General features: G+C 41.4%; 9 protein-coding genes. 4 read left to right on the top strand and 5 right to left on the bottom strand.

The window, feature by feature from the left end:
- Window positions 1-56 precede the first annotated feature (56 nt).
- Window positions 57-776: a Crp/Fnr family transcriptional regulator gene (locus tag V7K46_RS19425; protein ID WP_012412419.1), complete on the bottom strand. Its 720-nt coding sequence runs from the start codon at window positions 774-776 to the stop codon at window positions 57-59.
- Window positions 777-1301: 525 nt separating this feature from the next.
- Between V7K46_RS19425 and V7K46_RS19420 the strand changes: the two genes are divergently transcribed.
- Window positions 1302-2090: a DALR anticodon-binding domain-containing protein gene (locus tag V7K46_RS19420; protein WP_335115907.1), complete on the top strand. Its 789-nt coding sequence runs from the start codon at window positions 1302-1304 to the stop codon at window positions 2088-2090.
- A 181-nt stretch (window positions 2091-2271) separates the two neighbouring features.
- On the opposite strand, the gene V7K46_RS19415 is transcribed toward V7K46_RS19420, so the two are convergent.
- Window positions 2272-3141, bottom strand: coding sequence for a Cof-type HAD-IIB family hydrolase (locus V7K46_RS19415; protein WP_335115905.1), 870 nt, complete (start codon window positions 3139-3141; stop codon window positions 2272-2274).
- Window positions 3142-3353: 212 nt separating this feature from the next.
- Here V7K46_RS19415 and polA point away from each other — a divergent pair, with 212 nt between their 5' ends.
- Window positions 3354-6293 (top strand): DNA polymerase I, encoded by a 2940-nt coding sequence (gene polA, locus V7K46_RS19410; protein WP_335115903.1) that lies wholly within the window; start codon window positions 3354-3356, stop codon window positions 6291-6293.
- 241 nt (window positions 6294-6534) lie between these two features.
- On the opposite strand, the gene psb27 is transcribed toward polA, so the two are convergent.
- From psb27 to V7K46_RS19395, 3 genes are all read right to left on the bottom strand, one after another.
- Window positions 6535-6939, bottom strand: a complete 405-nt coding sequence (gene psb27 / locus V7K46_RS19405) for a photosystem II protein Psb27 (protein ID WP_335115901.1) — start codon at window positions 6937-6939, stop codon at window positions 6535-6537.
- Between the two features lie 172 nt (window positions 6940-7111).
- Window positions 7112-8254, bottom strand: coding sequence for a 7,8-didemethyl-8-hydroxy-5-deazariboflavin synthase subunit CofH (gene cofH / locus V7K46_RS19400; RefSeq protein ID WP_335115899.1), 1143 nt, complete (start codon window positions 8252-8254; stop codon window positions 7112-7114).
- Window positions 8255-8678: 424 nt separating this feature from the next.
- Window positions 8679-10280 (bottom strand): glycosyltransferase family 39 protein, encoded by a 1602-nt coding sequence (locus V7K46_RS19395; protein ID WP_335115897.1) that lies wholly within the window; start codon window positions 10278-10280, stop codon window positions 8679-8681.
- An 872-nt stretch (window positions 10281-11152) separates the two neighbouring features.
- Between V7K46_RS19395 and V7K46_RS19390 the strand changes: the two genes are divergently transcribed.
- Both V7K46_RS19390 and V7K46_RS19385 read left to right on the top strand, forming a co-directional pair.
- The gene (locus V7K46_RS19390) at window positions 11153-12178 is read left to right on the top strand and encodes a multicopper oxidase domain-containing protein (RefSeq protein WP_335115896.1); all 1026 of its coding nucleotides are present in this window, start codon (window positions 11153-11155) and stop codon (window positions 12176-12178) included.
- A gap of 198 nt (window positions 12179-12376) precedes the next feature.
- On the top strand, window positions 12377-13408 hold the full coding sequence (locus tag V7K46_RS19385; RefSeq protein ID WP_335115894.1) for a helix-hairpin-helix domain-containing protein: 1032 nt from the start codon (window positions 12377-12379) through the stop codon (window positions 13406-13408).
- Window positions 13409-13540 lie beyond the last annotated feature (132 nt).

Below are 13540 nucleotides of genomic sequence, written 5' to 3'. Positions count from 1 at the left end.
GGCGTAGCCCATCGCACTCAGACAGAGTGGCGGAAATCGCCGCTCTGAACTGTGCTTTAACCAGCTCTATTAATCGATTCTGCTGGCAAGCAAATGAGATTATCCCCTTGGGTGAGGATTAAGCCGCGTTGACGCAGCTTACCCATCAAGCGGGTGACGGTGACACGAGTCGAACCAATCGCGCTGCCAATTTGGGCATGGGTGAGGGGGAAGGGCAGACAATAACCGCGAATCACATCAGGATCAGTGTCGCTCATTGCTGGCTCTCCATATTCCTCAATTAACAATGTGAGAAATCCTAAGAGGCGGTCAATTGTGCGGCGTTGTCCCAAGGCACTCAGCCACAGCAGCTTACGCTGATGCTGATACCTAAAGGCATCCATAACTTCGCGACGGAAGTGAGGCCAGTTGTCTAAGTCATGCCAGTACATCCACAGCACCGCAGTTTGGTCAACATGCGCGTAAGCCTGGAGTGTAAATGGTGATTGGGCAACAATTTCAAATGGCTGTCCCGCTCCCACAAAACCCAAGAACGCTTCTTCTGGGGTTCTGTTGATTCGTCGAGACGTTAGCTGACTGGCAGTCGCACTCACTTGGGCGGTTCCTACCATGCGGATCGCACCCCTTTGCACCAAATATAGCAATCCAGGCCGGGCTGGAATGCGCTCATCTTTGCTAAAGGTACGGCAGCGGTAGTGTTCTTGAGCCCAGTCAAGAATGCGTTGCCAAGTTAAAAAAGGCCGTGATGCCTCAGAAAAGGAGGATGGAGATTGCATAGGTAACAAAGAGCGTTCGGCTGAAGACAAAGACGTAAATAAAAGGGTGCAAGGAGTGTCTTTGTGTTGACGAGGCAGGCTTAACGCCTAACAGCGCCAGCCAATACAAAGAATAGAAAGCAAATTACTCTCTACTCTTTTGTTATACTTCCTACTGTACAATGATGGTAGTAAAGTTTACTTACTATTCATCGATTATTCATCAAATTTTATCCTCTTCTCATTTTTCTTCATCTAAATTATATTTATCTCGCAAGATAGATGACAGAAAATAAGTAAATATATTTTACATGGGCATTTAAACAAAACTACGTGCATTATAAATTACTAGCTAGAAAGTATACGTCAATTAAACAGCTATTAGATAGTTATTTGAGAAAATTAATAAGCATTGATACTTATAAACTAGAAAATATATGCGTAAAAGACGAAAAAATTCATCTATATAAAGATAGAGATGAAGGTAGAGTTTTATATATCTCAAGTGTGGCCCTGCGGCTATCAAAATCTCAGAATCGAAAAGCTATGGAGCTTGCCAGTGCGATCGCCTCTGATTTATTGAAGACTTGTGAGGACGTTTTTAGCGTCCAAATTGTTCCCCCTGGCTGGATACATTTTGAATTAACTCACTCTACCTTAGCGGCTTGGTTACAAAGTCTTGCAGTGGGGAGTCTAGGGGAGCAGGGAGTGGGAAGAGGACAGGGGAGCAGGGAGCAGAAAGCAGAGGGAAAAGAGGTAATTTTTAATTCTCCCCTTTGCCCCCAGCAAAAAGCCCCTCTGCCTTTTGTGCCCAATACAACTCTTGGAGAGGCTGCGCCAACGACGCCGCTCAGTACAAGTGCCCAATACCCAATGCCCAATTCATTGTTTGCTGTTCAGTACGCCCATGCACGTTGCTGTTCGCTAGTGCTGATGGCTCACCGAGAGGGATTGATTAAACTTAGAGAACCAGTTCCAAATACTAGTCCAGCTTTTTGGAGTGTTATCTTCCCTAACCCTTTACCTTGGCTCAATTGTGATGGAACATTGCGGCTAAATCACCCAGGTGAGCGTCGTCTAATTGCTGAGTTAGTGCAAGTGGTAGATAACATCGAGTGCCCTGATATTAGCGGTTCTGTGAAATGGGAAAAAGTAGCGCTGAATTTGAGCCAAGCTTTTGAAAACTTCTGGTCTAATTGCCGGATTTGGGGTGAGGTGAAAATTACCTCACCAGAGCTAGCTCAAGCCAGACTTGGATTGCTTATGGCTACTCAGTCAGTATTAAGATATGTGTTAGAGGAAAACTTGGGTGTTTTTGCGCCCTTGGAATTATAAATCGGTAATGTCGCTTAGGTATAAAATAAAAACTTTTATAATAGCTATTGACTGAATGCATGACCTGGGCTACATTAGCAGGTGTGTGAGGAGCGAACCAGCTAGGGCACCGAGACGAAACACGGCCAGTCGTCGGTGTCCTTTCTGATTTATATGGGTTAACTTTGAAAAAGTGCCCTGATTACAGCAAAAACTTTTCAATTGCTACTGCTGCTCCGTCTTCCTCTACGCTAGGAGCTACCCACTGAGCGATCGCTTGCACTCCTGCAGGTGCGTTGCCCATAGCTACACCAAGTCCAACATACTCCAGCATTTCCAAATCATTGAAGTTATCGCCAATAGCCATAACGTTGGCTGTCTGTAATCCCAGCAATTCTTCGGCTAAGTAACGCACAGCAGTTCCCTTATTCACAGAGGCGTTAGTTGCTTCAAAAAAGGTAGCAACAGACGTTGTGAGATAAAGTTCAGCAGGTGTGTATTGGCGGCGCATATTCCCCAATAGCTGATCAATCACATCAGTGTCATCGCACAAAGCGAGAATTTTTGTTGGTTCATTCGTTAAGGTTTGGCGCAAATCACCCACAGGAATCGGGGTAACACCAGAACGTTCTGCATAAATTTGGGTTTCTCTAGTTAACTCACGGACGTATAGCTGATCATTGATGTAAAAGTGGACAGATAGGAGCGATCGCAACTCAGGCTGCTCAAAATAGTCGATTAGCTTGTGGGCAATTTCCCTGGAAACAGCCCAATGGCGATGAATTTTTTGGGTGATCGGGTCTTGAATCCAGGCTCCCTGATAGGCCATTAATGGTAAGGTAGAGCCAATGTCTTGGTGGAAGCGCAAGGCTGAACGATACATTCGACCTGTAGCGATCGCCACTTGAATTCCTTGGGCTTGCGCTGCAATAATCGCTTGCTTTACACCTGCACTGATGGTGTTAGAGTGTCCAGCGATCGTGCCATCTACATCCAAAACTAGTAGTTTAATGTCTTTTGCAGCAGCCTGATTATCAGTAGATGCCAAATGTGTGGCAGATGCTTTGTGCATAATTTCCTAGATTTTAAGTTCCAGTAAGAGGTCAACAGGCTCTAGAAACCAGTGGGGAGTACTAAAGCTGCAAATACGTAGATATCAGTTTGTCTTAAATTATGTACAGGAGCAATTGGTACACAAAAACTGCGCTATTGTCGCTAAAGCCAAACTGAACGAGCATCTGAAATTGCTAACTATCTGACAAAGCTTCTGGCTAAAATAGGGCTATGTCTGAAATCACTTCTGCAACTGCAACACGCCCCACGTTCATCCTTGTAGATGGACACTCCCTCGCTTATCGTTCATACTTTGCTTTCGCCAAAGGGCGAGATGGAGGACTGCGGACTACAACGGGGATTCCTACCAGTATATGTTTTGGTTTTGTTAAGTGTCTGCTGGAGGTAATGGCAACACAACAGCCCCAAGCGATGGCGATCGCTTTTGATTTGGGCGAGGCAACTTTTCGCCACGAAGCTGACGATACTTATAAAGCCGATCGTCCTGAAACGCCAGAAGACTTCATTCCCGACTTAGCAAACCTGCATGAGTTGCTCAATGGCTTCAATCTACCAATTTTCACTGCCCCTGGTTATGAGGCAGATGATGTTTTGGGAACCTTAGCACAGCGAGTAACTGCTGCTGGGTATAAGGTGAAGATTCTGACTGGCGATCGCGATTTATTTCAATTGATTGACTCTGACAAAGAAATCACTGTTCTGAATTTTAGTCCAGATGCCCTAAAGCGCTCTACAAATAGCATTACGGAATTTGAAGCAGAACAAGTCAAAGAGAAGATGGGCGTTTTACCTTCACAAATTGTGGATTTCAAAGCTCTTTGTGGTGATAAATCGGATAATATTCCTGGAGTCAAAGGAATTGGAGAAAAGACAGCAGTGCAGCTGCTAAATACCTATGGTTCCCTTGAGCATGTTTATGCTGCATTAGATGAAATTAAAGGCGCAACTCAGAAAAAACTAGCAAGTGGTAAAGAAGATGCTGATAGGTCACAGTATTTGGCAACTATAGTTCTGGATGTTCCTATAGAAATTAATTTAGAAGATTGCAAATTAAAAGGATTTGATGCAAATCTCCTGACACCAATTTTAGAAAAGTTAGAACTCAAGTTTTTTTTAGGGAAAATCAACGACCTCCAGCAACGTTTTGGTGGCAAAATTGAAGAAAAACAAGAAGCGAAAACAGACGCAATTAATCCCAATACTAACTCAGAATTGAGCGCTGATGAAGATAATGATTTGTGGTTTTTCAGTGCTAGTGATACAGCAGCAGTTCCACAACAATCGACTTCCCCAATTACACCACGCATTATCAATACCGAAGCCAAACTAACTGAGTTAGTGAAACTTTTGCAAAAATTCACTAATTCACAGACTCCTGTTGCTTGGGACACTGAAACTACCGATTTAGAACCAAGAGACGCTGAGTTAGTAGGAATTGGTTGCTGTTGGGGAACGAAACCAGATGAGGTAGCCTATATTCCTCTAGGGCATAAAACTGGGGAAAATTTGCATAAAGATTTTGCGCTAGAAACACTACGCCCAATTCTCGAAAGTGCCGATTATCCCAAAGCTTTACAGAATGCCAAATTTGACCGCTTAGTTTTAAAGTGTCAAGGAATTAATTTGGCGGGAGTAGTGTTTGATCCGATGCTAGCAAGTTACATTCTAAATCCAGATTCTAGCCATAATTTGATGGATTTGGCGCAGCGATATTTGGGGTTGATCGCAAAAAGTTACTTAGATTTAGTTCCTAAAGGTAAAACCATCGCTGATATAGATATTCCCGCCGTAGCAGATTACTGCGGTATGGATGCTTATTCTACCTTTGGCTTAGTCCCGAAATTACGTGAGGAACTAGATAAATTTCCAGCTTTATCTAAGCTATTAGTGGAAGTGGAACAGCCACTAGAAGCAGTTTTAGCCCAAATGGAATACACAGGTGTCCGCATTAATTCAGCTTATTTACAAGAACTTTCGCAGCATTTAGAAACTGAGTTAGCCAGGTTAAAAGAGGAAGCAACTGAAAAAGCTGGGGAAAATTTTAACTTAGGTTCTCCTAAGCAATTGAGCCAAATCTTGTTTGAAAAGTTGGGGTTAAGCACCAAACATTCTCGTAAAATTCAAACAGGCTACTCTACAGATGCAGCAACATTGGAAAGACTCCAAGAAGATGATAAAACTGGTTTGGTTGAGGCGATAATTGAGTATCGCACCCTATCTAAATTAAAATCAACTTATGTTGATGCATTACCTGCATTGGTGCGTCCAGATACCCAGCGGGTGCATACTGATTTTAATCAAGCCGCGACATCAACTGGTAGGTTATCTTCTTCTAATCCGAATTTGCAAAATATCCCCATTCGGACAGCTTTTAGTCGCCAAATTCGGAAGGCGTTTTTGCCAGAACCAGGTTGGTTAATGGTGGCTGCTGATTACTCACAAATTGAATTGCGGATTTTGGCTCATTTGAGTCAAGAGCCGATATTAGTGCAAGCATATCAGCAAAATGAAGATGTTCACACTGTTACCGCGCGGTTAGTGTTTGAAAAAGAAAATATAACCTCAGAAGAACGAGGGATGGCAAAAACTATCAATTTTGGCGTGATTTATGGAATGGGTTCTCTAAGGTTTTCGCGCTCAACTGGGATAGATAAGACTATTGCCAACGAGTTCATTAAGCGGTTTAATGAACGATACCCCAAAGTTTTTGCATATTTGGAGCGAGTCAAAAAAGAAGCGATATCTCTTGGTTATGTAGAAACTATTCTCGGTCGTCGTCGTTACTTTGACTTTACTAATAACAGTTTACGCAAATTAAAAGGCAGTAACCCAGAAGATATTGATCTGAGTAAATTGAAGAATTTGGGTGCTTACGATGCAGGTTTATTACGCTCCGCTGCTAATGCACCAATTCAAGGTTCCAACGCTGATATTATCAAAATTGCAATGGTAAGACTGCATGAGGTTTTGAAGAACTATCAGGCGCGTTTGTTGTTGCAAGTTCACGATGAATTAGTATTTGAAATCCCCCCTCAGGAGTGGGAAGAATTACAACCGCAAATTAAGTCGGTGATGGAAAATGCAGTCCAGTTGAGTGTACCCTTGCTGGTGGAGGCGCGTGTCGGTGAAAATTGGATGGAGACGAAGTAAGTTGAACTGGGGACTGGGGATTCGGACAATTACTTCTGTGTTATACCAATTCGCTATGATGATGCACTTAATTTTTATTAAACGAACCGCCAAGGTCGCCAAGGTCACTAAGGAAGAAGAAATCATTAAGTGCAAGTTTACGGAGAATTGGTATTAGCAGGCACATCAAGTTGGCAAAGTAATCAAGAGTCAAAAGTTAATACTTTTGACTCTTGATGATGGAGTAGGCAATAGTTAAGAGTTAACCGCCACGTTTGAGCGCTGCTTCTACCTGCTGTAACTCCTTCTCTAAACGATTTTTGAGTTTTTCGGGTACAGAACGATTTGGGTAAGAACTGTAATGTCCAGCTAGGGAGTTGAGGGCTGTTCGCATGGTTGTAAACGAGCTAAGACCAGAAACAGAGTTAACCCGCTGATAGCGAGCTGAAAAGTCATTAATTTTTTCACGCGCTTCTGCTTGAACTGCTGCTTTGTCTGGTGAATCTTGTGATATATCCAGAGCTTGTCTCATAACATTGACCACAGCTAAGGTGTCTTGGCGATAATCCCCACTCAAACTATCTGGACTGCCAGAACAGCCCATTAAGCCGATAGCTACAACCAAAACCAGCGCAAGCAAACGCGACCAATAGCGCTTCATATGCATTAAGTAAAAGAATACGTAAATCAACGTCCATCCTATCTTGGATTGGTAACTTGGGGATCAATTTATTGCTGAGTCAGGAGTGAGGAGTGAGGAGTTAGAAAACTCCATTCATCCACCTCAGAACTCTGTTCATCTAACTTAGATACTCGTCCACGAGTCTTTGACTTGACTCCTAACTCCTAACTTTTTGATAAAGAGTATCCCGTTGTTGGTAAGGTCTTCCTAAAGAAGCGATCGCATTTTCCAAAGTTTCCACTTCCATACACGTACCACCCAAAGCGCCCGCCATTGTGGTAATGTGCTCCTCCATTAATGTGCCGCCAATATCGTTGCAACCCCAAACTAAAGCTTCTGTTGCACCAGCAAGCCCCAGTTTTACCCAACTCTGCTGATGGTTGGGAATCCAATTACCCAAGTAAATCCGCGCTACAGCCCCTAGCAGCAGTGCATCGGTTAAAACTGGTTGATCGCGTCCGACACGGCGACGTAAGGGCTTAGGCGCTTCTTGCCCAACGAAGGGTAATAAAATAAACTCTGTGATGCTTGCTGGATATCCCTGATTGATGGCGGTTTTTTGGAGCGATCGCAATTTTTCTAAATGCCCGATTTGCTGTTCGTGGGTTTCAATATGCCCAGATAACATGGTACTAGTGGTATGCAAGCCTAATTTGTGAGCTGTGCTGACAATTTCTAGCCAAGTGGCTGTGTCAATCTTCTCTGGACAGAGTATCCGCCTTACCTTATCGTCCAACACTTCTGCTGCTGTTCCCGGCATTGAGCCAACACCAGCATCGCGCAAAGCAATAATCACATCAGCATACTTAAGTCCATCAAGTCTGGCGATAAATTCCACTTCCTGGGGAGAAAAAGCGTGGAGATGTATCTGAGGAAATTCTTGTTTAATGGTTTCTACTACCTTGAGATAATAGGACAAAGATTTACCATTTATCTGCGCTTGTGGATTTAATCCGCCCTGCATACAGATTTCCGTTGCACCCCGTTGCACTGCATCTGTCACTTTTTCCAAAATTTGCGCCGAATCTAACCAGTATGCACCGACATCACCATCATCTCGACGGAAAGCACAAAAATTACAGTGCTGCTCACAAATATTAGTAAAGTTAATATTACGATTAATTACGTATGTAACTGTATCGCCTGCTTGAGTGTGGCGGAGTGTGTCGGATGTAGCACGGATTGCGGCGATCGCTTCTGGATCACTTTGTTCTAACAATACCACTCCCTCTTCGAGAGATAAATCGTACCCCATCAAGGCACGTTCAAGAATTTTTTCAACTGCAATTTTTGTCAGCATTACTTTCTTAATTTCTCAGTAAATATTAATTTTCTGATCTTGTAAATAATAAAATTCTACTTAATAAATACACTAAGCACTGGAAAATCCCAATTTTATACTACTGAGTGAAGTACGCAATGTAAGATTATCCGAGACAATTGAAGCCAAAACATTAAATTCTGCGAGAGTTTTGTTGGCCTTGTATGCGAACCTTGGGAGTAATACTTGCGGTCTATCGATATTGTTTCAAGAATTTTTCAACAAAACTCAGGAGAACTCGAAATCGTTTTGCTAGCTGACGTTCTCGTTATTTTACCCTCAAAGTAGGTATCGATGATTTTCTGACTTAAGTCAAGCTAATATACCTTCACTTGTATTTGGCTAAAATGCATAACCTATCTCTCGACTGTACCTTAAAAGACCAGGAAACGCTATAGAAAATTTAGGTGCTTTTCTGTTCTAGCCGCCACAGCCTACCATACTGAAAAACATTAACTAGTTTGTATTTCTTCTCAAGCTCGGATCGAAATATTTTAGAAGGATTATACAAAAATAGATTGCTGAAACTATCAGGAATGCTTGGTATACTTGGTTCAATTACCAATTGCATATGCACTTTTTGATCTAGCAGATGAATGAGAGACATTAGATCACCAATATTTAGAGAATAATTACTACTAATTAATAGTGGGTGATTAGCTTGATTGATGATCCGAGCTATTTGAGGGTTAGCATGGCTGCCTTTATTCCACCATGTCTCGGCTTGAGAACTGATGGTACAGGATACAACTCCAGTGGAAATTATTACTACCATTACTAATTGCCAAAATTTGCGGGTTATTAACTTAGAAGAAATAATTTGAGCCGCCAGCAAGTAAGCAACAGCTAGGTGAATGCCTAGATAACACGGAATGACATATCTAGATCGCAGACTGAGCTTACCTCCAATAATCAAATCAGGCAATATGAGAGCTAAAGCAGGTACTCCACTTAAGAGAAAAACAAATAACCAAACTCGTTTGCCTGCATGACTATAAATAAATAAGAAAGAATATACTACCAAGATTAGTATTAAGGGAATTAAAAATCGACCCCAGCGTAAAACTGGCAAATTCAAATCTGGAAAATATAGTTCATAGCGCCAAAAATCACCAAATAAATAGCTAATATTTTTAATCCAATTAGAAACCAAAACTGACAGAGATTGTCTGGTTTGAGCGCTGGTTGTTGTGCGATCAATTTCAGACAAGCTATTAATAACAGTTAAAATCCAAGGAACAAAAGCTAAAAAGCCGACGCTAGTTGCTATTAGATAAGCTTTAACGCTTTTAGTGAATCGAAAGCGTTCAATGGCAAATACATAAATACCGTGGGCGATCGCCAGTAACCCAGAAAACAAAAAGGTGTACAATCCTAGTGCGACTGTTACTGCATAAATCCCCCAAAGCTGCTTGCTACCTAGCCTTATTGCTCGCAGCAGTACAGCACTTCCGAGCAAAGTAGTCACCATCCACAAACCGAACTCCCTTCCCTCTTGGGCGTACAGTACATGGAAGGGCGAGACTGTTATAAGAGCTACGCTTATCCATGCCGTTATGGGTGACTGAAATAATTCTAAGCACAGCCAATAAATGCAAGGAAAGGCTAGCAGGCTAATTATGGCTGACAAGCTTCTCGTAGTCGCTACTGAATTGCCAAAAAATTGCATCCATAATCTAAGCATCACGTAATAAAGTGGAGGATGTTGAGCATCCTCCATCGCCAAAGAGTTGATTGTATTGATTAAACCTTTATCAGAATTAGGCTGTTGATATTTTTGTATATCTCCAACAGCAAACACGCGCCCATTAAACACTTGTTGAACAAATTCTGTCTTAGTGTAACCAGAGATTCGTAATGAGGTATAGGCTTCATCGTGCCAGTAAACTTTTCGATCCAGATAGGCGAAGCGAAAAAATATCCCTAAGATTAACAAAATAATGATTAAAAATCGTAGCCAAATAGGAGGAAAATATTTTGCAAATACTGATTGTCTGTTTATCATAAATATTTAATTTTAGAGTTGATTACAGGTTCCTAAAGTACAGTAACAGCAGTTTGTACAGTTTTTTAGACGTTTAAGATTAATAAACTCAAGAGCCGTTGCAAGCTGCTTCAGAACAAGTTAAGGAAATTTATCTTTAAGATAGGAAGGAGAAGCAAGGGAAAAAAAAGCTTAACCCAAGCCTATTGGTTTACATCAACCATTCTCTAGAAAAATACTGTGGTTTTACCACAACTATTTTGACCTATTAAATAAGTGGTCGTCAATGGTTAAATCCTGGTAAAGGAGTTGTTTACACCTCAATTTTGTGGGGTGAACCATCAAAAAATTATTCAAGCCATGTTAACTTACCTTAATAACAAAATATTTATATTTAAACCGCATCCACCTGGAAAACTGTAGTTCTTTCCGTATGAAAACAAAAAACCCTCATCCCCCAGCCCCTTCTCCCAAATTTGGGAGAAGGGGAGCCGGAAAGAAGTCCCTCTCCCCCTACTTGGGAGAGGGATTTAGGGTGAGGGCAAAAACTACGGTTCTCAACATAGATGAGGTTTAATTGAATTTTCCTGAACATTAAAATTTAAGGTTTCTCCAAATACTCCGAAAGCAATAAGCATATCAAAAATAGGTATGAAATAATTAGTTTCCTCGGAATACTATTTATACACAAAATCAATGTACAAGTACTGTTAAAAATCATAAACTTTTGTTAGATTTTTCTGAGGCTGATTCTCGCTTGTTCTGGATTTAACAACTTAATTAGCAGTTTTGATGTAATATATAATTATTGACAATAATTATTAATGCCTCTAATACTTAGCAATTGCAAATCTTTTACAATTCTTTTTTGGTGCTAACCGTAACTAAATGTCATGCCCAACAACTTAGCTTTAGGAAATGGAAAACCGTGGAGCCGCCGTGAATTCTTGAAGCTGGGGCTAGCAGGTGCTGGAGTGATTGGTGCAGCTGGACTTTGGCAGATGCTAAATCTACAAAGTAAGTCAATAGTCAAAGTGCCACCACTGGATATGGAAGCACCAGACGACGGTACTAACCCGATGAAGATGTTAAGGGATTTTGATTATGGGACGGTAAAGCAAGAAAATGGGCGGACTATCCGAGAATTTCAATTAACTGCCGATACTTCCATAATAAAACTCAATAGTGCTGTATCTTACAACATCTGGGATTTAAACGGTCGCATACCAGGGCCAACGCTACGGGCAAAACAGGGCGATCGCGTGCGAGTGCTTTTTTTCAACAAAGCAGGACATTCTCACTCTTTGCATTTTCATGGCGTTCATCCGGCAGAAATGGATGGTGTTCGCCCAATCAGCAATGGCAAAGCCACAATTTATGAATTTGATGCTGAACCTTATGGAGTACACTTGTACCACTGCCATATTGAACCAGTTACCCGTCACATCGCCAAGGGACTGTACGGGATGTTTATCATCGATCCACCTACGCCCCGTCCCCCGGCTGATGAGATTGTATTAGTCATGGCTGGGTATGACGTGAATGATGATGGCCATAATGATTATTATGCCTTCAACGGTTCGCCCCATCATTACATGCATCATCCCATTCCTATTTACCAAGATCAGTTGATTCGGCTATATGTTCTCAACATCATTGAATACGATCCGGTAGTGACGTTTCATCTCCACGCCAACTTCTTTGATGTCTATCGCTATGGCATGAGTATGACTCCTAGCGAGAAAGCAGATGTGATTACGATGGGTATGGCGGAAAGGCACATTTTAGAATTTGCTTTTCGCTACCCAGGTAAGTATATGTTCCATCCCCATCAGGATGCGATCGCCGAAAACGGTTGCATGGGTCAATTTGAAGTACTTGCTCAAAGCAAATCTCAAAAGACTGTTAACAATTCATGACAAAATAATTAGTAATTTCTATTCAAGCTAAATACAAAGTACACAATTGGTAATTAATAAAATTTTAAATCAAATAGTTGATAAAAAATATCATTATATGCGAAAGTAAAATCTATGACGATTTCTTAAACAAACTACGTTTGAGTAATAGTTTGAAGCATTTGAACCAATACCTTTTAAATTGTGCCAGGATCAGAAATGAAAAAATTTCGTTATATCTGTTTAACAGTGGCAGCTGCGGCAATAGTTACCTTAAGTTCCTGTAGTAGTACACCAACGGCAGAAAACCCCTCAGCGCCAGTTACTAGTCCTCAAGGTACAGAGGCAGTAAGTGAGAACAGTCATAGTGGTCACGGTGGCAAAGACAAAATTAACATTAACAGTGCTATCTTGTCAGAATTGGATAAGTTTGAAGCCAAGCTAGGTGTCCCGGCTTTATCCAACAAAATTCAGGCAGGTCGTCCCTATGGCAGACCAGAAGATTTAGTTACTAAAAAAGTAATTACTCAAGAGCAGTTCGACCAAATTAAAGACCAGGTTGGTGTTCAAGAAGTGGTACTCACAGGTGAGGCAAAAGATGTTGACTATATGTCTAAATTAGGCTTAATGAAAGGGCATCTTTTGGTAGCACAAGAACTGCTGGATCAGAATCAGCCGAAACAAGCAGAACCTCATATAGGACATCCAGTTGAGGAGATTTACGTTGACGTAGAAGAACAATTGAATGAGCGCAAAGTCAAAGAATTTAAGACAACTTTGGTGAGTTTGCAAGATTTAGTGAAATCTAATTCAAAAGATAGTAAAGTTAAAACTAATTTTGCTTCTTCGGTACAAGCAGTTGACGGAGCGATCGCAGCTTTGCCAGCAGATCAACGCTCCAAACCAGGATTTGTGCTACAGGTAATTAACGAATTGCTAGATTCAGCTAACTCCGAATATGGCGCTGCGATCGCAGATGGTAAAGTAACCGCCCCAATTGAGTATCAAGACTCCCGTGGTTTTGTCGTTTACGCCAATGATTTATACAAAGGAATTTCTAGTCAAGTAGTTCAAGCCGATCCCGAAGCACACAAAGCGATCGACAGTAGTTTCGCTGAACTAATAACAGTTTGGCCCGCCGCCATCCCACCAGCAAAAGCAGTCAAAACTCCTAGTGATGTTACTAAGCTAGTGAAAACCATTGAGGAAAACTCTCAAAAAGTGGTTGACAAATCCAATACCAAAGTATAGCGATAACACTTTCATTTAATGGGAAGGGTAGGGTAAGGAGTTTAAAATGAGGAAATAGTTAGGAGTTAAGAATTACGAATTACGAATTACGAATTACTTACTCTTAACTAATTAAACTCCATTCGTTACTTG

Source organism: Nostoc sp., assembly GCF_036917395.1.
Taxonomy (GTDB): domain Bacteria; phylum Cyanobacteriota; class Cyanobacteriia; order Cyanobacteriales; family Nostocaceae; genus Nostoc.
The sequence above is the reverse complement of the archived record's forward strand: the minus strand, read 5'-3'. Positions and strand labels throughout refer to the sequence as shown.

What these genes read in the sequence shown, in the direction of transcription:
- V7K46_RS19395 (WP_335115897.1), bottom strand. Translation starts at nt 10,280, where the DNA reads ATGATAAACAGACAATCAGTATTTGCAAAATATTTTCCTCCTATTTGG.
- V7K46_RS19420 (WP_335115907.1), top strand. Translation starts at nt 1,302, where the DNA reads ATGGAGCTTGCCAGTGCGATCGCCTCTGATTTATTGAAGACTTGTGAG.
- V7K46_RS19390 (WP_335115896.1), top strand. Translation starts at nt 11,153, where the DNA reads ATGCCCAACAACTTAGCTTTAGGAAATGGAAAACCGTGGAGCCGCCGT.
- polA (WP_335115903.1), top strand. Translation starts at nt 3,354, where the DNA reads ATGTCTGAAATCACTTCTGCAACTGCAACACGCCCCACGTTCATCCTT.
- V7K46_RS19425 (WP_012412419.1), bottom strand. Translation starts at nt 776, where the DNA reads ATGCAATCTCCATCCTCCTTTTCTGAGGCATCACGGCCTTTTTTAACT.
- psb27 (WP_335115901.1), bottom strand. Translation starts at nt 6,939, where the DNA reads ATGCATATGAAGCGCTATTGGTCGCGTTTGCTTGCGCTGGTTTTGGTT.
- cofH (WP_335115899.1), bottom strand. Translation starts at nt 8,254, where the DNA reads ATGCTGACAAAAATTGCAGTTGAAAAAATTCTTGAACGTGCCTTGATG.
- V7K46_RS19415 (WP_335115905.1), bottom strand. Translation starts at nt 3,141, where the DNA reads ATGCACAAAGCATCTGCCACACATTTGGCATCTACTGATAATCAGGCT.
- V7K46_RS19385 (WP_335115894.1), top strand. Translation starts at nt 12,377, where the DNA reads ATGAAAAAATTTCGTTATATCTGTTTAACAGTGGCAGCTGCGGCAATA.